The following is a 25,668-nucleotide window of genomic DNA, read 5'->3' as shown; positions in this document are numbered from 1 at the left end:
CCGGGCGGCGCCGCCCCTGGCCGGAGGTGTGATGCCGACCTATCGTGAGCTCTTCACCCACCGCGAGTTCCGTTTTCTGTACGCCGGTCAGGTGCTGTCCTACCTGGGCGATCAGGTGGCCGCGGTGGCCGTGGCCGTGCTCGTCTACGACCGTACGCAATCGGCCCTGTTGTCCGCGGTGGCCTACGCCAGCGCCTGGCTGCCCGGGGTCCTCGGCGGTCCGATCCTTTCCACGTACGCCGACCGGCTGCCCCGACGCGCCGTGCTGATCGGGTGCGATGTCGCCCGCGCGTTGCTCATCGCCCTGGTCGCCGTGCCCGGCCTGCCGCTGTGGGCGGCGATCGCGCTGCTCTACCTGGCCCACCTGTTCTCGCCGCCGTTCGTGGCCGCCCGCGCCGCGATCATGCCCGAGGTGCTACCCGGCGAGGCTTACATCACCGGCAACGGGCTCAGCAACATCACCCACCAGCTCAGCCAGCTGCTCGGCTTCGTGGCCGGCGGCGTCGTGGTGGCCGTGATCGGGCCGGTGTGGTCGCTGCTCGGCAACGCGGCGACGTTCGCGCTGTCGGCGGCCCTGATCACGATCGGGGTCGTGCGCCGCCCGGCCGCGCTGACCGGCGACGGGCCGCAGGGTTTGCTGGCCCAGTCCCGCGAGGGCATCCGCTACATCGTGGCCGACCCCTGGTTGCGTACGTGTCTGGCCCTGGTCTGGGTGGCCAGCGGCTTCTCGTTCGCGCCGGAGGCGATCGCCTACCCCTATGCGGCGTCCCTCGGCGGTGGCCCGGCCCAGGCCGGTCTGCTGCTGGCCGCGCCCTCGGCCGGGTTCATGGTGGGCGCGATCCTGCTGACCCGCGTGGTCACCCCCGAGCGCCGTGACCGGCTGCTGCGCCCGGCGGCCGTGCTCTCCACGCTGGCCCTGGTGCCCGCCCTCGCCGGTCCCGGGCTGACCGTGCTGCTGGTCCTGCTCGTGCTGGCCGGCGCGGGGGCCTCGTTCCTGGTGCCGCTCAACGCCGTTTTCGTACGCCGGGTGGCCCCCGAGTTCCGCGGCCGGGCGATGGGCGTGGCCGCCTCGGGCCTGCTGGTCGTCCAGGGGCTCGGTTTCCTGGCCGCGGGCGCCGCGGTGCAGGCCGGCCTGTCCCCGTCCACGGTGGTCGGGCTGAGCGGCCTGCTCGGCACCGCGGCCGTCCTGGGCACGCGGTTCGCCCGGGACCGGGTGGAGGCTCCGACCGGTTGACGAGCGAGGGTGCAGGGCGAGCAACAAGTGGTCGATCCGGTCGACGATCGCGCCGACCTGGTCGTCGTCGAGACGCCCGACCGCCGTGGGCCGCACCGCGCCGGTGAAAGCCGGATCCCGCCCGGCCGCCCGGGCGGCCTGATGGAGCTGCTCGATCTGCCCGCGCAGGCGGATCTGGTCGTTCGGGCAGTGCTGCCGCCCGAGCAGGACGGCGGCGACCGCAGCCGCGCCGAGCAGCTGCAGGCCGAGCCAGACGAGCGGCGAGACCGGCCTGCCGGTGGCCACGAAAAGGGGTACGAGCAGGTAGAACAGGACGCCGACGGCCGCGGCCAGGCCGAGCGCGGCGAACTGCCGGATCGAACGCCGCATGCGAGCCTCCCTGCTGGTTCGAAGGACCTCACCGTGCGGCCGGCCCGGCACCGGCTGAGCACCGGCCGGGCACCGACCGGGCACGGGGTGGGCACGGCCCGGGGGCGGCCGGGACAATGCATCCGTGACAGACAGTGCGCCGGTGCGGTTCGGCATCCTGGGCCCGGCTCTGGCGCGGGCGGCCGACGGCTCCGCGCTGCCGATCGGGGGCCCGCGCCTGCGCGCGCTGTTCGCCCTGCTGCTGGCCCACGCCGGCCAGGCCGTCACCGTGGAGCGGCTGATCGACGGCGTGTACGGCGACCAGCCGCCCGAGGGGGCCGTCAACGCGCTGCGCTCGCAGATCGCCCGCCTCCGCGCGGTCCTCGGCGACGCCGTGTCGTCCGACCCGGTCGGCTACCGCTTCGGCGGCGACCCCGACGAGGTCGACGTGCACAGGTTCGAGCGGCTGGCCCGGGCCGGCCGCACCGCCCTGGGCCACGGCGACGGGGCCCGGGCCGCGGCCGTGCTGCGCGAAGCCCTGAGCCTGTGGCGCGGTCCCGCGCTGGCCGACGTGCGGGCGGCGCCGTTCGCCGGGTCACTCACCGTCCGCCTCGAGGAGTTGCGGGTCACCGCGCTCGAGGACCGCATCGAGGCCGATCGGCAGCGCGGCGCGGTCGCCGATCTGGTGCCCGAGCTGCGCGAACTGGTGGCCGCCCACCCTCTCCGGGAAAGGCTGCGGGCCCAGCTCGTGAGCGCGCTGGCGGCGGCCGGGCGACCGGCCGAGGCGCTGGCCGCCTACGCCGACGCCCGCCGGGTGCTGGCCGACGAGCTCGGCGCCGACCCGTCCCCCGCCCTGACCGCTGTCTATCTGGACGTCCTGCGGGGACAGCCCGGGGATAAGCCGAGCGGCGTCCAGCCCGCGGAGAAGGCGAGCGGCGTCCCGCGCACCCTGCCCGCCACGGTCGCCGACTTCACCGGCCGCGGCGCCGACCTGACCGCGATCCGGCAGGCGCTGGGCGCGGCGGCCGGCGGCGGGCGGCTGGCCGTGCCCATCGTGGCCATCGCCGGGCGGGCCGGGATGGGCAAGACCACCCTGGCCGTGCACGCCGCGCACGGGCTGGCCGACCGGTTCCCCGACGGTCAGCTCTTCGCCGGTCTGCACGCCGGTGGCCCGCATCCGGTCGACGCGGCGGCGATCCTGGAACGGTTCCTGCGGATGCTCGGGGTGCACGGCGGCGACATCCCGGCCGGGGTCGACGAGCGGGCCGGGCTGTTCCGCAGCCTGCTGGCCGACCGGCGGGTGCTGATCGTGCTGGACGACGTGGGCGACGAGCAGGACGTTCTGCCGCTGCTGCCGGGCAGCACGTCGTGCGCGGTGCTGGTCACCAGCCGGCGGCGGCTGGCCGGGCTGGCCGCGGCCACCGTGGTGGAGCTGGGACAGTTCTCGCCCGAGCACTCGCTCGAGCTGCTGGGCCGGGTGGTCGGCGGCGACCGGGTCGGCCAGGAGGCCACGTTCGCCCGCACGCTGGCCGAACAGTGCGGCTACCTGCCCCTGGCCCTGCGCATCGCGGGGGCCCGGCTGGCCCTGCGTCCGCACTGGACCGTACGGCAGATGGCCGTTCGCCTGGTCGACGAGGAACGCCGGCTGGACGAGCTCGTGCACGGCGGCATGGCGATCCGGGCCAGCCTCAGCCTCAACCACGACGCGCTCAGCGACCCCGCCCGCCGCCTGTTCCGGCTGCTGGCCATCCCTGACGCGCACGTCTTCTCGGGCTGGACCGCGGCGGCGCTGGCCGGCGCCCCGGTCGACACGGCTCAGGAGGCGCTCGACGAGCTGGTCGACGCGCAGCTCGTGCAGCCGATCCTGCCCGGGCACGGCCTGCTCACCCAGTACCGCTTCCACGACCTGGTGCGCGGGTTCGCCCGGCAGCGGCTGGCCGCCGACGAGCCACCGGTCGAGGCCGCGACCGCGCTCGGGCGCATGCTCGACGCCGTGCTGGCGCTGACCCGGGCCGCGACCGGACCGCAGATGGCGGCCGAGGTGTTGTCCGACCACAGCCGTACGCCGGCCTGGTCGCCACCGCCGATGCTGGTGGACGCGGTGACCGAGGACCCGCCGGCCTGGCTGGAGCAGGAGCGGCCGAGCATCGTCGCCGCGGTGCACCAGGCGTCGCGGGCCGACCTGTCCGAGGTGGGCCACGCCCTGGCCGAGGCCGTCCACCCGTTCCTGAGCCTGCGCGCCTATCGGGACGACGCCCAGGCCGTGCTGACCGCCGCCCTCGACGCTGCCCGGCGCGTCGGTGACCGGCGCGGCGAGGCCGTCATGCTGTTCACCCTGCGGATGGATGTGCCCGACGTGCACGACCAGGAGGGCGCGCTGCGCGACCTGGCCCGCACCGAGGCCCTCTTCCGGCAGCTCGGCGACCGCCACGGGACGTCATTGTCGATGCGGGCCCAAGCCTTCGTCGCGTACCGGTACGGCCGGACCACCACCGCCCTCCAGCTGTTCACGTCGGCCCGGCCCGAGGGCCGGGACGCCGAGGTGGCGTACATCCTGCAGATAGAGGCCGCGATCCACCTGCTGCACGGCGAGCCCGCCGCCGCCCTGACCTCGTTGGCCGAGGCCCTCGACATCGCGCGGACCAGCCAGAAGCCCCGGGTGCTGGCCCAGGTGCTGTACCGGACCGGTCAGGCCCACCTGGCCGCCGGCGACCACGAATCGGCGGCCGGCCCGCTGCGGGACGCCCTCGCCGTCGCCGGCCAGATCGGCGACACCTCGGGCGAGGCCCACGTACTGGTCGAACAGGCCCGGGTCGAGCTGCGGCGGGGAAACCCGGAGGCCGCGCACGCCCTGCTCGAGGCGGCGCGGGAACGGGCCGCGGGCGCCCACGACCGGCTCGCCGAGGGCCAGGTGCTGACGGCCGTGGCCGAACTCGACCGGACGCGGGCCGCCGACTCGCTGCGGCAGGCCGCCGACCGCTTCCGGTCCGTCGGCAGTCTGGTGTACGAGGCCCAGGCGCTGGTCGCACTGGCCGAGGCCCAGCGGACCAGTGGCGACGAGGCGGCCGCCGACGCCACCCGGACCCGGGCCGCACAGCTCGTCGACCGGATGGAACCGGCCCTCGCCGCACGCCTGCGGGAGCGCCTCTGATGCGCGACGACCTGGCCGGACGGCTGCGGCAGCTGCGTGACCGGACCGGGCGCAGCCTGCGCGACCTGGCCCGACCCGCGCCCGCTGCGACCGTCAAGGAAAGGGGCCGAGGCCGCCCCGCGGGCCACACCGGCTCCCGCCGCCTGACGGCTCAGGAGGCGGCGTTGAGCAGGTCGAGGGCGGCGTGCTGGCAGGCGTGGGCGCTCGGCACGAACGGGCCGGCCCAGTGGATGCCGTACTCGTCGAGGGCGTTGCGGTTGGTCGTGTAGGCACTGGTGGCCTGGCGTTGCAGGTAGGCGTTGTAGGCGCCGCCGGTGGCCCGGTTGAGCACGCCGAGGCCGCGTGCGTACGCGCCCTTCCAGGACGGCTGGTCGCCCTGGCAGCTGTCGCCCTCGCCCGGCTCACGCAGGATGCCACCCGAGTTCAGGGCGGAGTGCGTGGTCGACGCGTCGCCGACGCGCCGGGCCACGGTCAGCGCGCCGGCGTCGCCGGTGGCCCGGTTCAGCTGCACCAGGGCGTTCATCAGGACCCCGGAGTTGTAGGTGAGCGGGCCGCTGGTGGCGCGGCACGTGTCCGGGCTGATCCGGTCGATCACGATATTGGCCGAGGTGAGCATGCCCGTGCCCGCGAACCAGGACCAGCCGGCCCGCGCCCGGTCGCGATAGACCGTCGTACCGGTCAAGCGCTGGGCCAGTTCGGCGTTGAGCTGGATGTAGAGGCTGTTGGCGATGGCCACCTTGGAGCTGCGGTCGGTCTTCCACCAGACGCCGCCGCCGCACGTGCCGTCCCAGTACGCGTGCATGTGATCGGCGTCGGCCCGCGCTGTGTCGAGGTAGCGGCTGTCGCCGGTCAGGTCGTAGGCGGCGATCCAGGCCAGGCCCCACCAGCCCGTGTCGTCGATGTACTCGTTGCGGAACTGCCCCTGGCGGCTGTTCACCTGCTTGTCGTACGTGGTGGCGATCGCGTACCGGTAGCTGTCCATCCCGGACACCCGGATGTTCTCGATCAGCGCGCTCATCGCGTTGGCGCTGGTCCACCAGGCGTTGCCGTCGAACAGGCCGGTGTTCTGGTCGTAGCGCATCATCATCGCGGTGGCGGCGGCCCGGCTGCGACCGGCCGCGTTCCACGTGCTGCGGGCCCACGCCGTGCAGGCGACCTCGGGCCGGTCACCGGCCTTGCCGCACGCCCGCAGCGCGCCCACGCCCCGGTTCGCCCAGTCGTCGACGTTGTACATCGGGCTGCGGCCACTGGTCGCCCCGGCCGGCACGACAGTGTTGCCCAGGCGGCTGTTGCCGGCCCAGGTGCGGCCGCCGTCGAACGAGCGGTCGAGCCAGGTCTCGTCGCCCGCCTTCCCGCCCTCGATCGTGGCCCAGCCCATCGAGTTGGCGTCGTCGACGTGCAGCGTGAAGGTCCGGCCGTACAGCGTGCTGCGCACCGGCGTGCGGTCGCCACCGGCCTGGGCGGCGTCGCGCCCGTCGCAGAAGCGGTTGCAGACAGTGGCCGCGGCGGCCGGGCTCGGAGCCACCAGCACCCCGGCCGCGACGGCCACCACCGTTCCGGCCGCCAGGATCCTGCCCCTGAATACCGACATGCCGGGGATTGTGCATCGCCGCGGGGCACTCGGGGGAGAGCCCAATGCATTTATTTACATCAATCTGTAAACAACCTGAGCAGCTCCGCCGTCACCTCGGCCGGGCGTTCGATGTGCGGCGAGTGGCCGCAGTCGGCGTAGACGACCTCGCGAAAGCTGCCGCCGGCGGCCGCGTACCGCTCGAACACCGCGCGGGTCTGGCCGATCATCGGCTGCGGCGGGCAGTCCTCGGCCCCGGGCCAGCCCGGCACCGCGCCCAGCGAACCGCGTCCACCGTCAGCGTCCGCAGCCCGCCGCTGCCCTCGTACGCCATCGCTTCACGTCATACCCCTTGCAAACATCATACGTATGCTCTTATATTTCGGGTCGATGAACGAGGCGTCAATAAGGAAGATCAAAAAAAGGACACCGACATGGCCCGTTTCAGGCGTGCTTCATACGTCCGTTCCCTACTGACCATCACCGGCAGCGTGGGGGTCCTCGCCCTCGCGCTGGCGGGCTGCGGGGGTGGCAGCGACGACAGCGCCACCACGGGCTCGTACGGATTCCCTCAGGCCACTCAGGACGACAAGGCCACGATCACGGTGTGGGTGGACGCCGACCGCACCAAGGCCGCCGATGCCTTCAAGAAGGCCAACCCCGACGTGCCGATCGAGGTCGTGACCTACGACGGGTCGGCCAACGGTTCCAACTCGTTCCGCACCAAGATGCAGCTGTTCGACCGGGCCGGCAGCGGCTGGCCGGACGTCGTGTTCTCGTCGCAGAACAACGACGCGGCCTGGGCCAGCCAGAAGAGCAACGGCAAGCAGGCGTTCGCCGCCGTGCTCAGTGACGGACTGGTCGCCCAGGACACTCTCGACCAGTTCACCAAGGGCGCGCTCAACCCGTGCACCGTCGAGGGCAAGGTCTACTGCCTGCGCAACGACCTGGCCCAGGTGGTGCTCTTCTACAACAAGGCTTTGCTCGACAAGTTCGGCTACCAGGTGCCGAAGACGTGGCAGGAGTACCAGGCGCTCGGCGAGAAGGTCGCGCAGGAGCACCCCGGCTACATCATCGGCACGGTCGGCGACGCCTTCGCCCCGGAGATCTACTTCTGGAGCAGCAAGTGCCAGGCCAACGACGTCACCGGCCCCAAGGCGGTCACGGTCAACACCGGCAGCCCGGAGTGCCAGCGCGTCGCGAGCATGCTCGACGTGCTCGTCAAGAACGGCACCACGCCGAACATCAGCGTCTTCACCCCGGAGTTCGTGAAGAAGTACTCGGGCATGGTGCTGATGGCGCCCGGTCCGGCCTGGTACTCGGGCGCCATCTTCAACAACCCGGAGTCGCTCAAGGTTCCGGCGGGCCAACTCGGGGTGGCTGCGCCGTTGGCCTGGGCGGGTGAGGAGGCCGTGACCGGCAACGTCGGCGGCGGCACCTGGTTCGTCAGCAGCCACTCGAAGAACCTCAAGGCGGCCGAGTCCTTCGTCCGCTTCGCCACCACGGCGGACGAGTACCAGGTGGAGGTCGCGCCCGGCTACCCGGCCTACGCGCCGGCCGGCGCGAAGTGGGTCAAGAAGCAGGAGGAGAGCAAGTACTACGCCACCGACCTGCAGGCCGTGGTCGAGGCGGGCACGGCGATCTGGAGCGGCTGGGGCTCGGGCATCTTCAGCCAGGAGGCCATCTGGGCCAAGACGATGACGCCGGGGATCGCGAGCGGCAAGAGCTTGGTCTCGCTGCTGCCGGAGTGGCAGACCGCCATCAAGAACCAAGCCCAGGTGGACGGATACACCGTTAAATGACCATGGTCGACCGGACTGCCCGCCAACGCGGCGCGATGAGCTACGGCTTCGTCTCGCTCTACGCCGTGCTGACGCTGGCCTTCGGGATTCTGCCCGCCCTCTACGCTCTGTACCTCGCGTTCACCGACGCCGAGGGCGGGTTCGCCGGGCTGGCCAACTTCAGCAAAGTGGTCGGCGACTTCCGGTTCTGGCCGGCGGTCACCCACGTCGCGCTGTATCTGCTGATCTGGCTGGGCGCTCTGGTCGTCCTGGTGACCGTGCTGGCCGTGATCGTGCACGCGATCCGGGTCCGGTGGCTCAGCCGGACGCTGCGGTTCGTCTTCTATCTGCCCGGCGCGCTGGCCGGCGCGTCCAGCGTCATGCTGTGGCTGTTCGTGCTCGACCCGACGGCCAGCCCGGTCTCGGGCCTGCTGGGGCTGTTCGGCTTCGAGAGCTTCGTCCAGGTCATCGTGCCCGGGAACCTGCCGGTCATCTTCGCCATCATCGCGTTCTGGACCGGCGCCGGCGGGTGGATCGTGATCATGTACGGCGCTCTCAACAACATCAGCGCCGAGGTGATCGAGGCGGCCCGGGTCGACGGGGCCGGTGCCGTGCAGATCGCCTGGCGCATCCAGATCCCGATGCTGCGCAAGTGGATCGCGTACATGGGCATCATGTCGCTCGCCGCGGGCACCCAGCTCTTCGTCGAGCCGCAGCTGCTCTCCCAGGCCAGCAACGCGATCGTGCCCAACGACTATTCGCTCAACCAGCTCGCCTACCAGTACGCGTTCCAGCAGAACGACTTCAACGGCGCCGCCGCGATCTCGTTGCTGCTTCTCGTCATCGCCCTCGCGCTGTCGGCCGTCTTCGTGACGCGCGGCGGCCTGTTCGAGCGGGATTAAGCCATGACTTCTGCCGGGCTCCGAGGCTGGAGCGGTCGCACCATCGTCACCGTGATGGTGGCCGTATTCGTCCTGTTCTTCGCCATCCCTCTCGTCTGGTTGCTGCTGGCCACCACGAAATCCGCGCGCGGCCTGATCGTCGGCAACCCGTTCGCGCCGGGGAGCCTGGACGGGCTGAGCACCAACTGGAGTCAGCTGTTCGCGTTCCAGGACGGCGCGGTCACCACGTGGATGGGCAACTCGGCCCTCTACGCCCTGGGCGCGCTGATCATCACCCTGGTCGCCGGCATCCCGGCCGGCTACGCGCTGGCCCTGACCGAGTTCCGGTTCCGGCGGCTGCTGCTGGTGCTGACCCTGGTCGTCATGCTGATCCCGAACACCGCGCTGGTGCTGCCGATCTTCCTCGAGCTCAACGCCGTGGGCCTGATCGGCAGCCCGCTGTCGGTGATCCTGCCGATGTCGTTCTTCCCGTTCGGGGTCTACCTGACCTACATCTACTTCTCCACCAGCATCCCGCGCGACCTGCTGGCCGCGGCCCGGATCGACGGCTGCCGCGAGTTCGAGGTGTTCACGAAGATCGCCCTGCCGCTGGCCGCGCCCATCGTGGCGCTGGTGGCGTTCTTCAGCTTCGTGCAGAACTGGAACAACTTCTTCCTGCCGTTCGTGATGCTGCCCTCCAGCGACGGTTATCCGGTCCAGGTCGGACTGACCTCGCTGCTCGCCTCGACCCCGGCCTTCAATCCCAGCTCGGCCGGCGCCCAGTCGGTCCAGCTGCCCACGCTGGCCCTGGCCACCGTGGTCTCGGTGCTGCCGGTGCTGATCGTCTTTCTCGTGTCCCAGCGTTTCCTGGTCGCCGGCATGACGGCCGGCGGGACCAAGGAGTAACCATGAAAGTAACCGGCTACCGCAGCCTGCAGACCCGGCACGACTGGGGCCGGCTGACCGGCGACGCCAACGGGGTGATGCCCGGGCCGAGCACGGATGTGCACGTGCTGATCCTCGAGACGGACGAGGGGCTGGAAGGCGTCGGGGTCGGCGCCCACGGCGACATCGACCGGGTCTTCGGCGCCGTCGAGGGCGAGGACCCGCGCGCGGTCACCGCCCTGTACGACCGGATGCTGAGCTGGGTGTTCAAGACCGGTCACGCGGGAGCGGCGTTCGGCGCGATCGGCGCGATCGACATGGCCCTGTGGGACCTCAAGGCCAAGATGGCCGGCGAACCGCTCTGGCGCGCCCTGGGCGCCCGGGACCGGTTCGTGGCGGGCTACGGCTCGGGTCTCGACATCGCCCTCGACGACGACGCGCTCGTCCGCGTCTACGAGGACTACGCCGACCGGGGGTTCACCTCGGCCAAGCTCAAGGGCGGGCACGACGTCCGGCACGACCGGCGCCGGCTGCTCGCGGTCCGCGACGTGCTCGGCCGCAACTCGGCCGACCCGGCGCTCATGCTCGACGCCAACGAGTCGTGGAACCGTACGCAGGCGGTCCGGTTCGTCACCGAGCTCGAGCGCCACGTCGACCTGGCCTGGATCGAGGAACCGGTGCGCCGGTGGGACGCGGCCGGCCTCGCCTCGGTCCGCCAGCACTTGCGCACCGCCGTCGCGACCGGGGAGAACCTGACCGGTCTGGAGCAGTACCGGCCGCTGCTCGACGCCGACGCCGTCGACATCGTCCAGGTCGGCAACGTCTGGGGCATCACCCACTTCCTGCGGGTCGCGGCCGTCGCGCACTGCCATGATCTTCCGGTGAGCGCGGTGACCTATCACGCCAACCCGCTGGCCCACGCGGCGGCGGCTGTGCCCAACCATCTGGCCTTCGAGGTCCAGCACCTCACGGCGCCCGTCGGTCTCGAGATCGACCAGCAGATCATGGACGGCGGCATCGTGCTCGGCGACGAGCCGGGCCTGGGGATCCGGGTCGACGAGGAGCACATCAACGCCGTACGGGCAGCGAACCCGGTGGCCGGCGCGTCCGGGCCGCACGTCCGTCCCCGCCGGGCCGGACTGCGCCTCGTGCCCGACCGGCCGGGCTCGCCGTCATGACCGTCGACGCGCACGTCCACCTGTGGAACCGGGCCACCGACCCTCAGCCGTGGATCGACCCCCGGACGATGGCGGCCATCGACCGTGACTTCAGCTACGCCGACCTGGTGCGCATGCTCGACGAGACCGGAACCTCCTCGGCCGTGGTCGTCCAGGCCGGTAACCGGATGGCCGAGACCGTACGGCTGCTGGACGACCCCGGTCGTCGCATAGCCGGTGTGGTGGGCTGGATCGATCTCACCGCCGACGTCGACGCCCAGCTCGGGATGCTGGCCGCCGGCGCCCGCCAGTCGCTGGTCGGCCTCCGGCACCTGGTACACGTCGACCCCGATCCGGATTGGCTGGCCCGGCCCGACGTCGGGGCCGCCCTCGACGAACTGGGGCGTCGCGGCCTCTGCTTCGACCTGGTCCTGCGCTCCTGGCAGTTGCCGCTGGCGGCGAAGGTGGCCGAGGCCCGCCCCGGCACGCGGTTTGTCCTCGACCACCTCGGTGGCATCGCCGAGACCACCGACGACGACGCCTGGGCGACCGGTCTGCGGGTCCTCGCGGCGCATCCGCACGTCTACGCCAAGGTCTCGGGTCTGGCCGGTCTCGTGAACGACCCGGAGCGGTTGCGCCGGATCATCGGTGTCGCCGTCGAAGCGTTCGGCCCGGACCGGCTCATGTACGGCTCGGACTGGCCGATGGCCCGGCTCGGTGCCGGGCCGGTCCCCTGGAGGGAGGCCGTGGACGAGATGATCGCCGGCCTCAGCGCGGGGGAGCGGCACGCGATCACCTCGCGCACCGCCCGGACCTGCTACCGGCTCAGTTCATGAACCCGGTCGTGGCGAAGCTGTTCGACCGGGCCCGGTCGCCGCACGGCGTCCTCGGCCTGGGCGGCGCCCCGTTCGGCAACTTCGGCGTCGCGATGGACGACGAGCAGGCCGGCCGGACCCTGCGCCGCGCCTGGGACGGCGGAGTCCGGTACTTCGACACGGCGCCGCACTACGGGCTGGGGCTCTCCGAGCGCCGGATCGGGGCCGAACTGCGCCGCCGGCCGCGGGCCGACTTCGTGGTATCGACCAAGGTCGGCCGGCTGATAGTGCCCCGAAGGCCCCCACTCGACCGTGACGACGACGGTTTCCTGGTGCCCGGAGACCTGGGCCGGCGCTGGGACTTCACGGCGGCCGGGGTCGAGCGCTCGCTGGAGCAGAGCCTGGACCGGCTGGGACTCGACTTGGTCGACATCCTGTTCGCCCACGACCCGGATCAGGCCTGGCCCGGCGCGGCCCGGGAGGCGCTGGCCGCGCTGGCCCGGCTCAAGGCGGCCGGCCTGGTCGCCGCCGTCGGCATCGGCACCAATGCGACGGCCGGCCTGGCCGGCCTGATCCGTGCGGGCGTGGTCGACGTGATCATGCTGGCCAACCGGTACTCGCTGCTCGACCAGGACGCGCTCGAATCCGTTCTCACCCCGGCCGCCGAGCACGGTGTCGCGGTCGTCGCCGCCGGTGTCTTCGCCACCGGTCTGCTGTCGACGGCCCAGCCTGATCCCCGCGCCACCTACGAGTACCGCCCGGCCGGCGCCGCCGTGGTGGGCCGGGCCCGGCGGATCGCGGCGATCTGCGCCGACCACGGCGTCGCGCTGCCCGCCGCCGCCTTGGCCTTCCCGCTGCTGCATCCCGCGGTGGCCGCGGTGGCGGTCGGGATGCGCTCGGAACAAGAGGTCGACGAGGACCTGCGGCAGTTCGCCGCGGACCTTCCGGCCGGACTGTGGCCGGATCTGGTGGCGGCCGGGCTCATCCCCGCCGCCGCCGTCACGCCTTAGGCGGCGGCGACCCCAACCGGCGGCGTTGCCAGGAACCGAGAATGTGTTCCCGCATCGCGTTCTCGGCCGTGACGACGTCGCCGCGGGTCATCGCGTCGAGGACCCGCTCGTGGTCGTCGAGAGTGGACTCGAACGCGTTCTCGTAGCCCATGCCGTGGAACCGGTTGCTCTCGAGCGCCCGCAGATAGAGGCGCTTGGCGATGTTCTCGGCCAGACGGTTCCCCGACAACTCCATGATCGTGAGGTGGAAGACGACGTCGGCCTGCCGCGAGGCGTCGCTCTCCTGCCGGTGCTCGCGCATGACCTCGAGCGCGTGCGCGATGCGGGTCAGGCCCTCGTCGGTGTGCTCCGCGGCCACCGCGCCGGCCATGGCCGACTCGAGGTTGGCCCGCACGACGGTCAGCTCGTCGAGGACGCCCAGGGACTCGTCGTTGTCGATCAGCGTGGAGAGCACGACCGGATCGAGCATGTTCCACGAGCCGGACCGGGCGACCTGGGTGCCGCGGCCCTGGGTGACGATCAGCAGGCCCTTCTCCTCGAGCCGCTTGACCGACTCGCGGATGACGGTGCGGCTGACGCCGAAGTGCTCGCTCAGCGGTCCCTCGGGCGGCAGCAGGTCGCCCTCGGGGATCTGGCCGGTGACGATGAGCTCGACCAGCTCGAGCACCACGGCCACGCTCAACCGGTCGGCCCGCCGGCGCAGCGGGGTGGCGAACGCGTCGGGTGGGGCCGTCATGATTGCACCCTACCGGTCCGGACGGTCAGCGCTGGAGGCGTACGGGCGCGTCCGGCCCACCTCGGCGGACCAGCCACGCCTCGGTGATGTGGTCGAACATCGCGACGCCGGCGCCCTCGGGGTCGTGGGCCGCGATGCGCTCGTGGATCCGCCGGTGGCCCTGGTTGGACGCCACGCACAACGCCCGGTCGGCCCGGCCCAGGTAGCGCGCGGTGTTGACGACCTGGCTCTCCAGGGCCCGAACGACCCCGCGGGCCAGGCGGTTGCCGCCGGTCCGCATGATCGTGTCGTGGAAGGCGTGGTCGACCTCGGCGTACGCCAGCGGGTCGTCCACGAGTTCGTCCATGCGCTCCACCAGTTCGCGCAGCGTCGCCAGGGCCTCGTCGCCCGCGACCCGGGCCGCGACGTGCGCCATGTCCGACTCCAGCACCCGGCGCGTGGCGACCAGATCGTCGAGGATGGCCAGGCTCTCGTCGGTGGCGATGGTGGCCCGCAGCACCACCTCGTCCAGCATGTCCCACATGACCGGCGCGGTGACGATGGTGCCGGCCCCCTGCCGGACCTGGACCAGGCCCTTCTCCTGCAGGATCTTCACCGCCTCGCGGATCACGGTCCGGCTCACGCCGAAGGCCTCGCCCAGCGCCGGTTCCGGCGGCAGCGGCGTGCCCGGCGGGTGCACGCCGAGCACGATGCGTTCCACGAGCTCCGCCGTGATGGCCCGCGCCAGGGTGGCCGGGCGCCGGGCCCGGGCCGGCGTGGGCAAGCCGTTCGCCGATGCCGTCACGAAACGAGACCCTACCGCACATAAGGTCATACGTAATATGACTAACGCGACGCGGCGTCCGTCACGCTCCCGGTCACCGAGCCCATGTCCTCCAGTGCGCGCCCCGATCCGGACAGCGCGAGCCGGATCCGCTCCACCGGCTCGGGCGCCTGGTCGGCGATGGTCGGCACGGACATTTCGGTGCTCAGCCGGTCCGGCGTGATCACCGCGAAGAGGCTGAGGAAGTCCAGCTCCGACAGCGGGCGGCTCGGTTCCGCCTCGTACCCGCCGGTGTCCATCAGCCAGGCCGGGTCGACGTCGGTGGTGGACAGCTCGGGATCGGCGCCCGGCGGCCGGACGGCGCCGCTCACGAAGACCGGACCCTCGATGCCGGCCGAGAAGGTGACCCGCCACCGCAGCGTGCCGCCCTCCACCACCGAGCCCGCCACCGGGTCGACGGTGACCTCGGGCGCGGGGTCGTCGTCGCGCACCTCGACCCGGCTGATCCAGCCGCCGACCTGGACGCCGCGCACCGCCTTGACCCTGAGCCGCAGCATCTCGTCCGAGCCGTAGAGCCGGTCGCCGGTCACCGGGAACGGCGCCGGGATGCGCACCTGGCCGGGCCGGACGGTGGCCGGCCAGGTGCGCGTGAGCCCGGTCGACCAGTCCTCGAGGAACAACCGCACCTGACCGTCGCCACGCCCGGAGACCCGGACCGGGATCTGAGCCGTGCGCTCGCCGTCGTCGCCCTCGGAGATCGTGAGGTCACCGGCGTCGACGCGGGGCAGTGCCACCGGCCGGGGCGCGGGCAGGCCCGGCCGCCAGTCCCAGGCGTCGATCAGCCAGGCCGATCCGCTGTCGCTGCGCGGCACGAGCCGCAGTTCGGCGATCGACGTCAGGCCGCGCAGCGGCAACCTCACCTCTTGCGCCCAGTACCGCCGCAGGGTAGGGGACAGGGGCAGGCCGTCCAGGGCCACGGTGCCCAGGTCGACGGCGCAGCCCCGGGTGTCGGTGGCGACGACGCCGACCCGGGTGCCCGTGCTGCCCGGCGGCACGATGAGCCGCAGGGCCAGCTCGCCGCCGCCGCCGACCGGCCGGGACCGGGCGGGCCGCAGGGTGGTCGCCGCGCCCGGCCGCGACCAGCTCATCGCCACCGCCCGCCGGCCCGGCTCGTCGGCGGTCAGGTCGAGACCGATGAAGTGGGGCGACAGGCCCCAGAACGAGTCGTCGGCGGGCGGCAGGCAGGCGTGTTCCGGATCCGGGTCGACCTGGTCGCACAGCCGGCCCGAACCGGTGACGGTCAGCGGCTCGTCCGGCAGCACCACGGGCGACCGGCCGGCGCCCACGGCGTGGCTCAGCACCCGGGCCGGATCGGCCGAGGGGGCCCGGACACCGGTGCCGTCGAGCAGGGGCCGGGCCCGGTCGTCGCCGGCCACGAACACCCGCGCCGCCGTCGCGACATAGGTGGCGCCGGCCCGCTGTTGCTGGGCCGCGGTCAGCCGGGTCGCCGTGCCCGGGCTGCAGACCGGGTCGTCCCCGTCCGGCGGGAAGTCGTCGCCGGCCGGGGCGGCGGCCTGGCCCGGGGTCCACTCGGTGTTGAAGAAGTTGTGGTTGGCGCCGACCATGAGCAGCGCGCTGTGCAGCGCCCGCCCGCTGCTGACCCCACGTGTCGCGTCGACGTACATCTGCCCCGACAGGTCGGCGACGTCGTTGTCGCAGCCGGGCAGCAACACCGCGGCCGGCACGTCCGGCGCCGGATTCTGCCCGAACGTCGTCGGGCCGATCAGCATCAGGCCGCGCACTGTCCATCGGGTCGGGCCGGGTGCGCCGTCCTGGCCGCGCGGTGGCGGGGCGAGGCTGTCGACGGCGGCCCGGTTGACTCCCTCGCCGCCGCGGGAGTGCCCGACCAGCAGCACCCTTTGCAGCTCGGCGGGCGGGGCGGCCCGCACGGCGGCCGGGGCGCTCGCGCGGTCGCGGCCGGCCCAGTCCGCCCATCGCGCCAGGTGGGCCCGGACCAGCGAGGACCTTTCCTGGGCGCCGCCGTCGCTGTCCGACTCGTCCTGCCCGTTGATGCCGTTGGCCGAGATCGAGACCGTGACGTAGCCCTGGGACGCCAGCAGCTGCTGCGCCTGCTGGTAGCCGCGATAGCTGGGCACGGGCCGGCTGCCGGCCGGGCAGGGCCAGACGTACGGGGCGCTGTCCGCCTCGCCGTAGCAACTGGCGTGCCGGCCGTGCAGGAACACCACCAGCGGGCGCGGACCGGCGGCGCCGCGGGGCGCGGTCACCAGCGCCCGCATCTCGACCGGGGCCGGATAGCCGGGCAACGGCAGCGCGGGCAGCGAGTACTCACCGGTCCGGGTGCCGTACGGGCCGGGCCGTCCGGGGTCGACCGGATTCGCCGGGTGCTGCGGGCCCGGTGCGACCGGCCGGGGTGCGGCGGACCGGTTCGGTACGGGCGCCTGGTCCAGCCGGCGGCCACCGGCCCGGGCCGACAGTCCGGTGACCGGGCCGGGCCAGGGCAGCGCGAAGGTGTGCGAGTCGAGCCGCCGGGCCGCTCCCAGGCGCCGGTCGCCGGCCCAGAACTCGATCGCCGCGTCCCCGACGGGGACGGCGTCCGGCGACCGCCAGATCACCGTGTTCCCATCGGTCCGCCAGCCCACCGCCGCCGTCGTCGCGGAAGGAGCGGCGGCGGCCGGCCCCGCCGCGGCGAGGCTCCCGCCGGTCAGTCCCAGGGCCAGGGCTACTGCCAGGATCGAGCGCATGGATGCCACTTCCGCCGAGGGCCGGATCTTCCCGTCGGTGATTCACCGTATTCGATGCCATTGAGGCGGGCCAGACCTCCCGGCCGAGGCTGGGGGCCGAACCGCACAGCCGACCCACCCGTACGGCGTAGAGTGCTTCGAACAAAACACTTCACAAACGGGGATCGGGGCGGGACGGGCGTTGGCGGCGAATGATCGGGTCACCATCTACGAGGTCGCCGAGCGGGCCCGGGTCAGCATCTCGACGGTGTCCAACGTGCTCAACAAGCCGGACCGGGTGAGCCCCGCGACCCGGGCCCGGGTGCTCGCGGCGGCCGACGAGCTCGGATTCGTGCCCAAGATGCAGGCGGTGTCCTTCGCCCGCCGGGCGGCCGGGCGGATCGGGGTGATGGCCCCGTTCACCGCGTACGGCTCGTATCTGCGCCGGTTGTCCGGTGTGCTGGCCGGCGCGGCCCAGATGGAGATCGACGTCGTGGTCTTCGATCACGAGTCGGCCGCCCTGGCCTCGTCGCCGGTGCTGGCCAGCATGCCCATCCACGGCCGGCTGGACGGGTTGATCGTGATGGGGCTGCCGATCGAGGACGCGATCGCGGAACGGCTGCGGGAGCGCAATCTGCCGACCGTGGCCGTCGACGCGGACAGTCTGCTGTTCAGCCGGGTCGTGATCGATGACAGCGACGGCGGCCGTCTGGCCGCCGCTCATCTGCGCGACCGCGGCCACCGCCATGTCGGCTATCTGCTCGAACGGCAGGTCTCCGACTACGAGTCCCAGGCGATCCGCCGGTTGTCCGGCTTCCAGCAGGTCATCGAGGCGGCCGGGGGCGAGGTGGTCGTGGCGACCAGCGACAACTCCGTCGGCGCGGCCCGACAGGCGGCGGCGGCGCTGCTCGACCGGCCCGACCGGCCCGGCGCCGTGATGGCCCATCACGACGCGCTCGCCATCGGCGTCCTGCTGGCCGCGCGCGACCGGGGGCTGCGCGTGCCCGAGGACCTCGCCGTCATGGGCTTCGACGACGGCGAGTCGGCGGTCGCGGCCGATCTGACGACCGTCCGCCAGCCGTTCGAGGAGTCGGGCCGCACCGCGCTGAACGTGTTGCTGGGCCACATCGAAGGCTCTGATCTGCGGTCCACGACCCTGCTCGACGTGCGTCTGGTCCAACGCTCGACCACCTGAGAAGTCCTTACCCGGGGGTTGCTGCGGACTCACCGCGGCGGCAAATAAAAGTGCTTTTATGGAAACGCTTGACACGCTGGTCGGCCGTGATGTTTCGTGCTCGTAACACGGGTGCGGGAGGCGAGCGATGCAACTGGACGAGGCGGTACGAACCTTTTTGTCCACTAAACCGGATTCCGGGGACCCGGATGCCCCGATCGCCGATCGCCGGGTCGCCATCCACGCCGGCACCGACTCGCTGTTCACCCTGTTCGGCGCCCCGGTGGCCCCGGTCCACAGCGAGCACGACGTCGAGATAGCGGCCGGTCCGGGCCGGATCCGCGTCCGCGTCTACCGTCCGAGCGCCGCGAGTGGCCGGCCGATCCACGTCTTCCTGCACGGCGGCGGTTTCTGGCTGGGCTCCATCGACGAGCGGGTCAACGACGCGACCTGCCGCACCCGGTGCGCGGGGGCCGGCTGCGTCGTCGTCGCCGTGGAATACCGGCTGGCCCCGGAGCACCCGTTCCCGGCCCCGGTCGAGGACTGTTACGCGGGCCTGTGCTGGGCAGTCGAGCACGCCGCCGAGATCGGGGGCGACGCGGCCAACGTGTCGATCGGGGGAGTGTCGGCCGGGGCCACCCTGGCCGCGGCCGTGGCCCTGATGGCCCGGGACCGGCAGGGCCCCGCGCTGCGCCTGCAACTGCTCGAGGTGCCGCCGCTCGACCTGACCCTCGACAGCATGCGGGCGTCCGGCGTCGGCGACGGTTTCGGCATCACGCTCGACGAGATGGCGCTCTGCCGCGACCTCTACCTGGCCGAGCCGGGCGACGCCCGGGATCCGCTCGCCTCACCGCTGCTGGCGCCCGATCTCGCCGGGTTGCCGGCCGCGCGCATCATGACCGCCCAGTTCGACCCCCTGCGACGCGACGGCGAGCAGTACGCCCGCCGGCTGCGCTCGGCCGGGGTCGCCGTCTCGCACGACTGCTACCCCGGTGCCGTACACGGCTCACTGGCCCTCACCGGCACCTGGCCCGGCGCGCAGACCTGGCAGGACGACCTCCTGCGCAGCCTGCGTGCGGCCCACCTCTGAAATTCCTTCCCTCCCGATCCTGGAGGCCTGTCATGGCTCATAGACTCGTTCGCCGACCACTTCGCACCGCCTTGGCCGTCTCCGCGGTCCTCGCCGCCGCGGCCTGCAGCGCGCCCGGCAGCAACTCGGAGACCACCGGGGCCGGGGCCAGCGCCGCCCCGGTCGCCAACGCCACCTGCGGCACCGATCCGATCACCCTCAAGGGCTATTTCGAGACCGGCTTCCCGCTGCCGAAGGACCTCTCGACCGAGTTCTCGAAGCAGTTCCCGAACGTCAAGTGGGACATCCGCGAGGACCAGTTCGCGGTCATCACCCAGAACGCGCCCCGGGTGCTGGCCGACGACCCGCCGGACCTGATGCGCCTGCCGCAGGTCTCCGAGCTGGTCAAGGACGACCTGTTGAAGAATCTGGACGGCTACGCCACGGCGTTCGGCTGGGACAAGTGGCCGGCCTCGCAGCTGCAGCAGATGCGGGTCGGCCCGACCGGCGAGCGGGGCGACGGCCCGCTGTACGCCATGGGCCTCAACTTCAGCATGACCGGCGTCTTCTACAACAAGAAGCTGGCCGCGCAGGTCGGCATGACCAAGCCGCCGGAGACGCTGGCCGAGTTCGACTCCGTGCTGCAGAAGGCCAAGGACGCCGGGCTGACCCCGATCAACCAGTTCAACGGCGGCGCCACCGGCGGCCTGGCCTTCCCGCTGCAGAACCTGATGGCGGCGTACGGCGAACCGGGCGCGATCAACGACTGGATCTTCCAGAAGTCCGGCGCGACCATCGACACGCCGGCCAACCTGCAGGCGGCCGAGCACCTGGCGAAGTGGATCAAGGCAGGCTACTTCGCCCCGGACATCAACTCGCAGGACTACGCGGCGATGATGAGCCGCTTCATCGGCGGCAAGAACCTGTTCATCTTCGACGGCGACTGGGAGTCGGGCAACCTCGACAAGCAGATGGCCGGCAACGCGGGCTTCTTCCTGATGCCGTCGGCCCAGGCCGGCGGCAAGCAGGCGGCCATGTCGGCCCCGCTGACCTTCGGGATCGGCAGCAAGGCCAAGAACGCCGACTGCGCCGCCTTCTTCCTGAACTGGGTGGCCACCAACCAGCAGGCCCGCGACATCGCGGTCAAGGTCGGCGGCTCGCACCCGATGGGCCCGGCCGACGCCTACATGCCGCCGGTTCAAGAGGGCACGGTCACGGCGAGCACCCTGGCCGCGGGCGCGACCATCGGTGAGGACAACGGCGCCATGGACTTCATCGCCAACGCGACCGGCGCCATCTACGCCAAGGGCTGGACGCCGAACCTGCAGAAGATGGTGGCCGGTCAGCAGACCCCGGACGGGCTGCTGAAGGCGGTCCAGAAGGACTACGAGAGCCAGGTCAAGAAGTAATGTCGGTTCCCGCTACGGGGCGGCGCGGGCCACGCGCGCGCCGCCCCCGGCGCGCCTGGCTCGGCTGGCTGTTCGCCCTCCCGGCCGTCGTCATGTACGCCACCTTCGTGCTGCGCCCCCTGCTGCTGACCGTGCAGTACTCGTTCTACGAGTGGAACGGCATCGGGGCGTCGACGTGGGTCGGGCTGGACAACTACGGCCGCCTGTTCACCGACTCCGAACTGTTCGCCTCGATCCTGCACGCGTTCGAGCTGATCCTGTTCTTCAGCCTCGTCCCGGTGCTGCTGGGCCTGTTCGTGGCGGCCACGATCCGGGGCATCGCGCAGAGCCGGCTGGCCACGGTCGCCCGCACCGTGCTGTTCCTGCCCCAGGTCATCCCGCTGGTGGCCGCGGGCATCATGTGGAGCTGGCTGCTGTCCACGACCGGGCTGGCCAACGAGTTGCTGTCGGCCGTCGGGCTGGACAGCGTCACCCGGGCCTGGCTCGGCGACTTCGACACGGCCCTGCCCGCGGTCGGCATCATCGGCGCCTGGGTCCTCGTCGGCCTGTGCACCCTGTTGCTGCTGGCCGGGATGAGCAAGATCGACCCGGCCCTGTACGAGGCGGCCCGGCTCGACGGCGCCGGCCCGGTCCGCGAGTTCTTCTCGATCACGCTGCCCAGCCTGCGCCAGGAGATCGGCGTGTGCGTCACGGTGACCGTGATCGCCGCGCTGGCCAGCTTCGACATCGTCTACATCGCCACTCAGGGCGGGCCCGGCAACAGCACCATGGTGCCCGGTCTGGAGATCTACTACCTCGCGTTCTCCGAGCGGGAGGTCGGCATGGCCTCGGCCCTGGCCGTGGCCCTGGTGGTCCTCGTGCTGCTGGTCGTCCTTCCGTTGCAGCGACTCACCAGGGACGGCTCTCGATGATCGTCAACCGCCGCGAGACGTGGATCGGGCGGATCCTGCTCGTCCTGCTGATGGTGGTCACCGTCGTGCCCTTCCTCAGCCTGTTCGTCACCGCCCTGCACCCGGCCGGCACGTACCCGTCCGGGCTGTCCTGGCCGGACAGCCCGCAGTGGGGCAACTTCGTCGACGCGTTCCGCGCCGCGAACATGGGCCGGCTGCTGTGGTCCAGCACCCTGATCGTGCTCGGGGTGGTGCCGGTCTCGTTGTTGCTGGGCACGATGGCCGGCTTCGCGTTCGGCCACCTCAAGGTGCCGGGTCACCGGATCGGCTTCGTCGTCTTCCTGCTGGGCCTCACGCTGCCGTTCGAGGGCATCATCACGCCGCTGTACTACCAGATCCGCGACATGGGTCTGCTCAACACCCGCTGGGCGATCATCCTGCCGCTGATCGGCTTGTTCATGCCGTTCTCGGTGGTCTGGATGCGCGCCCACTTCGTCACCATGCCCGAGGACCTGTCCGAGGCGGCCCGGATCGACGGCGCCGGCACCTGGCAGCTGTTCTGGCGGGTGCACGTGCCGCTGGCCATGCCCGCGCTCTCCTCGCTGGCCATCCTGCTCTTCCTCTGGACCTGGAACCAGTTCCTGCTGGCCATCGTGCTGGTCGACGACCCCGCGAAACGAACGATGGCCGGGGCTCTGGGCGCCTTCCAGGGACAGTGGGGCACCGACATCCCGCTGCTGTGCGCCGGGGCGTTGCTGATCCTGGTGCCCACGCTCGCGGTCTTCCTCGTCTTCCAGCGTCGCTTCGTGGCCGCGCTCCTGCAGGGCTCGATCAAGGGCTGATGATGGACGCTCCACTCACTTCCGCCTACACCGACGCGGAACGACGACACTTCCTGCGGTACACGCGCACCCGGTCGTGGCCGATGCTGCAACGCTTCCCGGTCGGCGACGAGCTGCACACGGAGTTGCTCGCGCAGATGCTGGCCAGCTCGGCCGAGACGATCCGGGCCCTGGAGAGCTCGCTGGCCGAGGAGGCCGGCGCCGTCGCGGCCCGGCTGCTGACCGATCCGGAGCACCGGGCGGCCGTCGCGCGCCTGCCGTTCCGGCCGGACGACCGGATCGTCGCGGTCGGCGACTCGATCACCGCCGACCGCCTCGGCTGGTTCGACCTGCTCGCCCACTCCGTCGGGTCCGGACCCGTCCTGGTCAATCTGGGTGTCAGCGGGAACACCACCGCGGACGTGCTGGAACGGTTCGACGTCGTGGAAGCGGCCCGGCCCACCCGCGTGCTGCTGATGCTGGGCACGAACGACGTCCGGGTGCACGGCCGGACCGGCGGTCACCGGATGACCACGGCGCCCGAGACGGAACGCAACCTGCGGGCGCTGGTCGACCTCGTCACCCGTGATCTGGGCGCGACCGTCACCGTCATCACGCCCCCGGCCGTCGATCAGCGCCGCATCGACGAGTTCTTCCGGGACGGCCCGGTGCGCTGGCGGGCGGACGAGGTGGCCGAGGTGGCCGAGGTCGTCCGCAAGGTCGCCCCGGACGCCGTCGACCTGCACACGGCCACCGCCGATCAGCGACCGGACCACCTGCTCGAACCGGACGGTGTCCACCCCAGCCGGACCGGTCAGCGATTCATCCTGAGCCGGATCGTGGCGGAGCTCGGCGCCAGGTCTTGACGGCAGTCGATGTCAGGCATGGAATGTTACCCGGAGGTAACGCCATGATCTGGAGTCGTGCCGCCGCCGGCCTCGGCCTGCTGATCGCGCTGGCCGTCGCGCCCGCGCCCGCGCTGGCCGCCGCGCCCGCCTGTGCCGCGCCCGCGCCCAGCGCCACCCAGCCCGGCTATCTGGTCGCCGACCCCGCGTGCGGGCTCGACGGCACGCCGTTCACGGCGCTGCCCGGCGCGCGGGTGCACACCGGCATCGTGGCCGGCGCGGCCTACCGGATCGAGGTGCCCGGCGCGTGGAACGGCGGGCTCGTCGTCTACGCCCACGGGTACCGCGGCACCGGCACGACCGTGTACGTCGACGACCCCGCGCTGCGGTCGCACTACATCGCCCGCGGCTATGCCTGGGCCGCCTCCAGCTATGCCACCAACGGCTACGACGTGGGCCAGGGGGTCCGCGACTCGGTGGCCCTGCCCGAGGTGTTCCGCCGGGTCACCGGCGTACGCCCGAAGTCGGTGATCATGTCCGGGGCGTCGATGGGCGGGCACGTCACCGCGGTGGCGATCGAGGAGCGCCCGCGGATGTTCGCCGGGGCCATGCCCTACTGCGGGGTGCTGGGCGACACCGCCCTCTACGACTACTTCCTCGACGCCAACGTGACGGCGGCCGCGCTGACCGGCGTGCCGATCGAGTTCCTGCGGCGCCCGCCCGCCGACTACCAGGAGCGGTGGCGGGCCCAGGTCAATCGCATCGCGCCGGCGCTCGGCCTGCCCACCGGGTCCACCCCGGCCGGGCGTACGTGGTCGGCCGTGGTGGAACGACGCAGCGGGGGTGACCGGCCCGGCTTCGACAGCGCTTTCGCGTACTGGAACTCCGCGCCCTCGCTGCCGCCGCTGGCCGACCTGCCGTTCCTGTTCGGCCTCTATCCCGGCCTGCAGGGCGGCACCGCGGGCATCGCGCCCGGCAACATCGCCGGCAACCGGCACACGGTCTACCGCAGCACCGACCGGCTGTGGCCGACCGCCGCCGAGTGGCGGCTCAACCGCGACGTGCTGCGGGTCAAGCGCGACGTCCCGGCCGACCCCGGCCTGTCCGGGGTACCCCGCGTCGACGGCAAGCCGCGCGTGCCCGTCCTGTCCCTGCACACGATCGGTGACCTGTTCGTGCCGTTCTCGATGGAACAGGAGTACGCGGCCCGCGCCGCCCGCAACGGCCGGTCCAACCTGTTCGTGTCGCGCGCCATCCGCGGCGTCGGCCATTGCGACTTCACCGGCCAGGAACTGGCGCAGGGCTTCGACGACCTGACGACCTGGGTGCGTACGGGCCATCGCGCCGCCGGCGACGCCGTGCTCAACCGCCGGGCCGTGGCCGACCCGGCCTTCGGGTGCCGCTGGACGCGCGGCACCCACCGCAACTTCGTGGCCCCGGCCTGCCCGGTCAGCGCCAAGCCGTGATGGCCTTACCGGCCTCGTCGACGAACGTGCTGACCAGCTCGGGGTCGCTGCTGCTGCGTTCGTACTCGCTGTCGTGGAGCACCGTCACGATCGAGCCGAACCGCAGCACCACGACCCGGTTGGTCTGCTCGCCGCCGGTCGGGTCACCCGGCAGGTCGAGCTAAATACAGCACCCCGTTCGGCACCGAGCCCTCCGGGGCGTCCGGAGCCTGGTAGTGGCTCATCATGGCCGCGCTGGCCAGGACCCCGTCGCCGGGAGCCAGTTCGCGGTCGCACAGCTGGGGCACGGCCGTGGCGCCGTCGGCCTTCTGGCGCTCGCGCTGCATGGTGTCGGGCATCTTCAGGAACGCCGACGCCGGGATCGTCCGCGCGGGGCCCGGCGGCGCCGGCGAGTCCCCGGCCCCGGAGACGCCGCTCGGCACCGGGTTCGCCCCGCCGTCGTCACCGGACGTGCTGCATCCGGCGACGACGGTCAGGGCGACCAGCAACAGAGGAAGGGATCGGGTGGCCATCAGCGCCAGACCGTGTAGCGGACGTGCTGCGGCGCCGGATCGATGTAGTCGACCTCGTAGAGCACACGGAACTGGGTCCCACTCGGTACCCCGGTCGCGAGAACCGTACGCCGGTGCTCGGTCGGCGAGCAGGCCCGCACCGGCTCGGTGTACGTGGGATCGCGCCCGTCGGCCGAGAGCAGGGCGACCAGGAACGTCTGACACCGGTCCGACGGCCGGGCGGCGTCGCGGATGCCCGAGACCGAGATCGTGGTGCACCGGGCGCCGATCGGGGTCGAGGCGATGCGCCCGGCGGCGTAGAAGTCCGCGGTGGGCTTGACGGGCGTGCACCGTTGCGCGCTCGTCGGGGTGTGGGCGGCGGCGGGGGGGGGGGGGGCCCCCCCCCACCCCCCCCCCGCCCGGGTGGCCGA

At 72.3% G+C, this 25,668-nt stretch carries 23 protein-coding genes; 15 read left to right on the top strand and 8 right to left on the bottom strand.

Annotation, left to right across the window (positions count from 1 at the left end):
• The first annotated feature begins 31 nt into the window (after positions 1 to 31).
• Both M1L60_RS23920 and M1L60_RS23915 read left to right on the top strand, forming a co-directional pair.
• On the top strand, positions 32 to 1,234 hold the full coding sequence (locus M1L60_RS23920; protein WP_253239726.1) for an MFS transporter: 1,203 nt from the start codon (positions 32 to 34) through the stop codon (positions 1,232 to 1,234).
• A 493-nt stretch (positions 1,235 to 1,727) separates the two neighbouring features.
• A complete protein-coding gene (locus M1L60_RS23915) occupies positions 1,728 to 4,733 on the top strand; it encodes an AfsR/SARP family transcriptional regulator (protein ID WP_253239725.1) in 3,006 nt (1,001 codons plus the stop codon).
• A 151-nt stretch (positions 4,734 to 4,884) separates the two neighbouring features.
• Here the strand turns inward: M1L60_RS23915 and M1L60_RS23910 are convergent, their stop codons facing one another.
• Positions 4,885 to 6,324, bottom strand: a complete 1,440-nt coding sequence (locus M1L60_RS23910) for a glycoside hydrolase family 76 protein (protein WP_253239724.1) — start codon at positions 6,322 to 6,324, stop codon at positions 4,885 to 4,887.
• A gap of 59 nt (positions 6,325 to 6,383) precedes the next feature.
• Positions 6,384 to 6,575, bottom strand: coding sequence for an alpha/beta fold hydrolase (locus tag M1L60_RS23905; RefSeq protein WP_253239723.1), 192 nt, complete (start codon positions 6,573 to 6,575; stop codon positions 6,384 to 6,386).
• A 162-nt stretch (positions 6,576 to 6,737) separates the two neighbouring features.
• Here M1L60_RS23905 and M1L60_RS23900 point away from each other — a divergent pair, with 162 nt between their 5' ends.
• From M1L60_RS23900 to M1L60_RS23875, 6 genes are read left to right on the top strand one after another with little or no spacing between them, the layout of a single operon-like run.
• Positions 6,738 to 8,105: an ABC transporter substrate-binding protein gene (locus tag M1L60_RS23900; protein WP_253239722.1), complete on the top strand. Its 1,368-nt coding sequence runs from the start codon at positions 6,738 to 6,740 to the stop codon at positions 8,103 to 8,105.
• Positions 8,102 to 8,986, top strand: coding sequence for a carbohydrate ABC transporter permease (locus M1L60_RS23895; RefSeq protein ID WP_253239721.1), 885 nt, complete (start codon positions 8,102 to 8,104; stop codon positions 8,984 to 8,986). The genes M1L60_RS23900 and M1L60_RS23895 overlap by 4 nt, the downstream gene beginning before the upstream one ends.
• A 3-nt stretch (positions 8,987 to 8,989) precedes the next feature.
• Positions 8,990 to 9,871 carry a carbohydrate ABC transporter permease gene (locus tag M1L60_RS23890; protein ID WP_253239720.1) on the top strand — a complete coding sequence of 294 codons (882 nt, stop codon included), beginning with the start codon at positions 8,990 to 8,992 and terminating at the stop codon, positions 9,869 to 9,871.
• Between the two features lie 2 nt (positions 9,872 to 9,873).
• The gene (locus tag M1L60_RS23885; RefSeq protein ID WP_253239719.1) at positions 9,874 to 11,028 is read left to right on the top strand and encodes a mandelate racemase/muconate lactonizing enzyme family protein; all 1,155 of its coding nucleotides are present in this window, start codon (positions 9,874 to 9,876) and stop codon (positions 11,026 to 11,028) included.
• On the top strand, positions 11,025 to 11,843 hold the full coding sequence (locus M1L60_RS23880; protein WP_253239718.1) for an amidohydrolase family protein: 819 nt from the start codon (positions 11,025 to 11,027) through the stop codon (positions 11,841 to 11,843). Before M1L60_RS23885 ends, M1L60_RS23880 begins: the two co-directional genes overlap by 4 nt.
• Positions 11,844 to 11,851: 8 nt before the next feature.
• Positions 11,852 to 12,832 (top strand): aldo/keto reductase, encoded by a 981-nt coding sequence (locus tag M1L60_RS23875; protein ID WP_253239717.1) that lies wholly within the window; start codon positions 11,852 to 11,854, stop codon positions 12,830 to 12,832.
• On the opposite strand, the gene M1L60_RS23870 is transcribed toward M1L60_RS23875, so the two are convergent.
• Genes M1L60_RS23870 through M1L60_RS23860 form a run of 3 tightly spaced genes read right to left on the bottom strand, consistent with a single transcriptional unit; the run spans position 12,822 to position 17,093 of the window.
• The gene (locus M1L60_RS23870; protein ID WP_253239716.1) at positions 12,822 to 13,568 is read right to left on the bottom strand and encodes a FadR/GntR family transcriptional regulator; all 747 of its coding nucleotides are present in this window, start codon (positions 13,566 to 13,568) and stop codon (positions 12,822 to 12,824) included. The genes M1L60_RS23875 and M1L60_RS23870 overlap by 11 nt on opposite strands.
• A 25-nt stretch (positions 13,569 to 13,593) precedes the next feature.
• The gene (locus tag M1L60_RS23865; RefSeq protein WP_253239715.1) at positions 13,594 to 14,352 is read right to left on the bottom strand and encodes a FadR/GntR family transcriptional regulator; all 759 of its coding nucleotides are present in this window, start codon (positions 14,350 to 14,352) and stop codon (positions 13,594 to 13,596) included.
• A 41-nt stretch (positions 14,353 to 14,393) separates the two neighbouring features.
• Complete coding sequence (locus tag M1L60_RS23860; RefSeq protein ID WP_253239714.1) at positions 14,394 to 17,093, bottom strand: hypothetical protein; 2,700 nt, start codon at positions 17,091 to 17,093, stop codon at positions 14,394 to 14,396.
• A gap of 181 nt (positions 17,094 to 17,274) precedes the next feature.
• Here M1L60_RS23860 and M1L60_RS23855 point away from each other — a divergent pair, with 181 nt between their 5' ends.
• From M1L60_RS23855 to M1L60_RS23825, 7 genes are all read left to right on the top strand, one after another.
• A complete protein-coding gene (locus M1L60_RS23855) occupies positions 17,275 to 18,267 on the top strand; it encodes a LacI family DNA-binding transcriptional regulator (protein ID WP_253239713.1) in 993 nt (330 codons plus the stop codon).
• A gap of 127 nt (positions 18,268 to 18,394) precedes the next feature.
• Positions 18,395 to 19,336: an alpha/beta hydrolase gene (locus M1L60_RS23850; RefSeq protein WP_253239712.1), complete on the top strand. Its 942-nt coding sequence runs from the start codon at positions 18,395 to 18,397 to the stop codon at positions 19,334 to 19,336.
• A gap of 32 nt (positions 19,337 to 19,368) precedes the next feature.
• The gene (locus tag M1L60_RS23845) at positions 19,369 to 20,724 is read left to right on the top strand and encodes an ABC transporter substrate-binding protein (protein WP_253239711.1); all 1,356 of its coding nucleotides are present in this window, start codon (positions 19,369 to 19,371) and stop codon (positions 20,722 to 20,724) included.
• Positions 20,724 to 21,635: a carbohydrate ABC transporter permease gene (locus M1L60_RS23840; protein WP_253239710.1), complete on the top strand. Its 912-nt coding sequence runs from the start codon at positions 20,724 to 20,726 to the stop codon at positions 21,633 to 21,635. The genes M1L60_RS23845 and M1L60_RS23840 overlap by 1 nt, the downstream gene beginning before the upstream one ends.
• Complete coding sequence (locus M1L60_RS23835; protein WP_253239709.1) at positions 21,632 to 22,456, top strand: carbohydrate ABC transporter permease; 825 nt, start codon at positions 21,632 to 21,634, stop codon at positions 22,454 to 22,456. Before M1L60_RS23840 ends, M1L60_RS23835 begins: the two co-directional genes overlap by 4 nt.
• A complete protein-coding gene (locus M1L60_RS23830; RefSeq protein ID WP_253239708.1) occupies positions 22,456 to 23,301 on the top strand; it encodes an SGNH/GDSL hydrolase family protein in 846 nt (281 codons plus the stop codon). The genes M1L60_RS23835 and M1L60_RS23830 overlap by 1 nt, the downstream gene beginning before the upstream one ends.
• A 44-nt stretch (positions 23,302 to 23,345) precedes the next feature.
• Positions 23,346 to 24,746, top strand: a complete 1,401-nt coding sequence (locus M1L60_RS23825; protein ID WP_253239707.1) for an alpha/beta hydrolase family protein — start codon at positions 23,346 to 23,348, stop codon at positions 24,744 to 24,746.
• Here the strand turns inward: M1L60_RS23825 and M1L60_RS47125 are convergent.
• The 3 genes from M1L60_RS47125 to M1L60_RS23815 all read right to left on the bottom strand — a co-directional run.
• The gene (locus M1L60_RS47125) at positions 24,730 to 24,858 is read right to left on the bottom strand and encodes a hypothetical protein (RefSeq protein WP_256517000.1); all 129 of its coding nucleotides are present in this window, start codon (positions 24,856 to 24,858) and stop codon (positions 24,730 to 24,732) included. The two genes, M1L60_RS23825 and M1L60_RS47125, sit on opposite strands and share 17 nt — an antisense overlap.
• A gap of 31 nt (positions 24,859 to 24,889) precedes the next feature.
• A complete protein-coding gene (locus M1L60_RS23820) occupies positions 24,890 to 25,258 on the bottom strand; it encodes a hypothetical protein (protein WP_253239706.1) in 369 nt (122 codons plus the stop codon).
• The coding region (locus M1L60_RS23815) for a hypothetical protein (RefSeq protein ID WP_253239705.1) at positions 25,258 to 25,668 on the bottom strand (411 nt) is incomplete at its 5' end. The genes M1L60_RS23815 and M1L60_RS23820, both read right to left, overlap by 1 nt.

It is taken from the genome of Paractinoplanes aksuensis (assembly GCF_024137025.1).
Lineage (GTDB): Bacteria > Actinomycetota > Actinomycetes > Mycobacteriales > Micromonosporaceae > Actinoplanes > Actinoplanes aksuensis.
The sequence above is the reverse complement of the archived record's forward strand: the minus strand, read 5'-3'. Positions and strand labels throughout refer to the sequence as shown.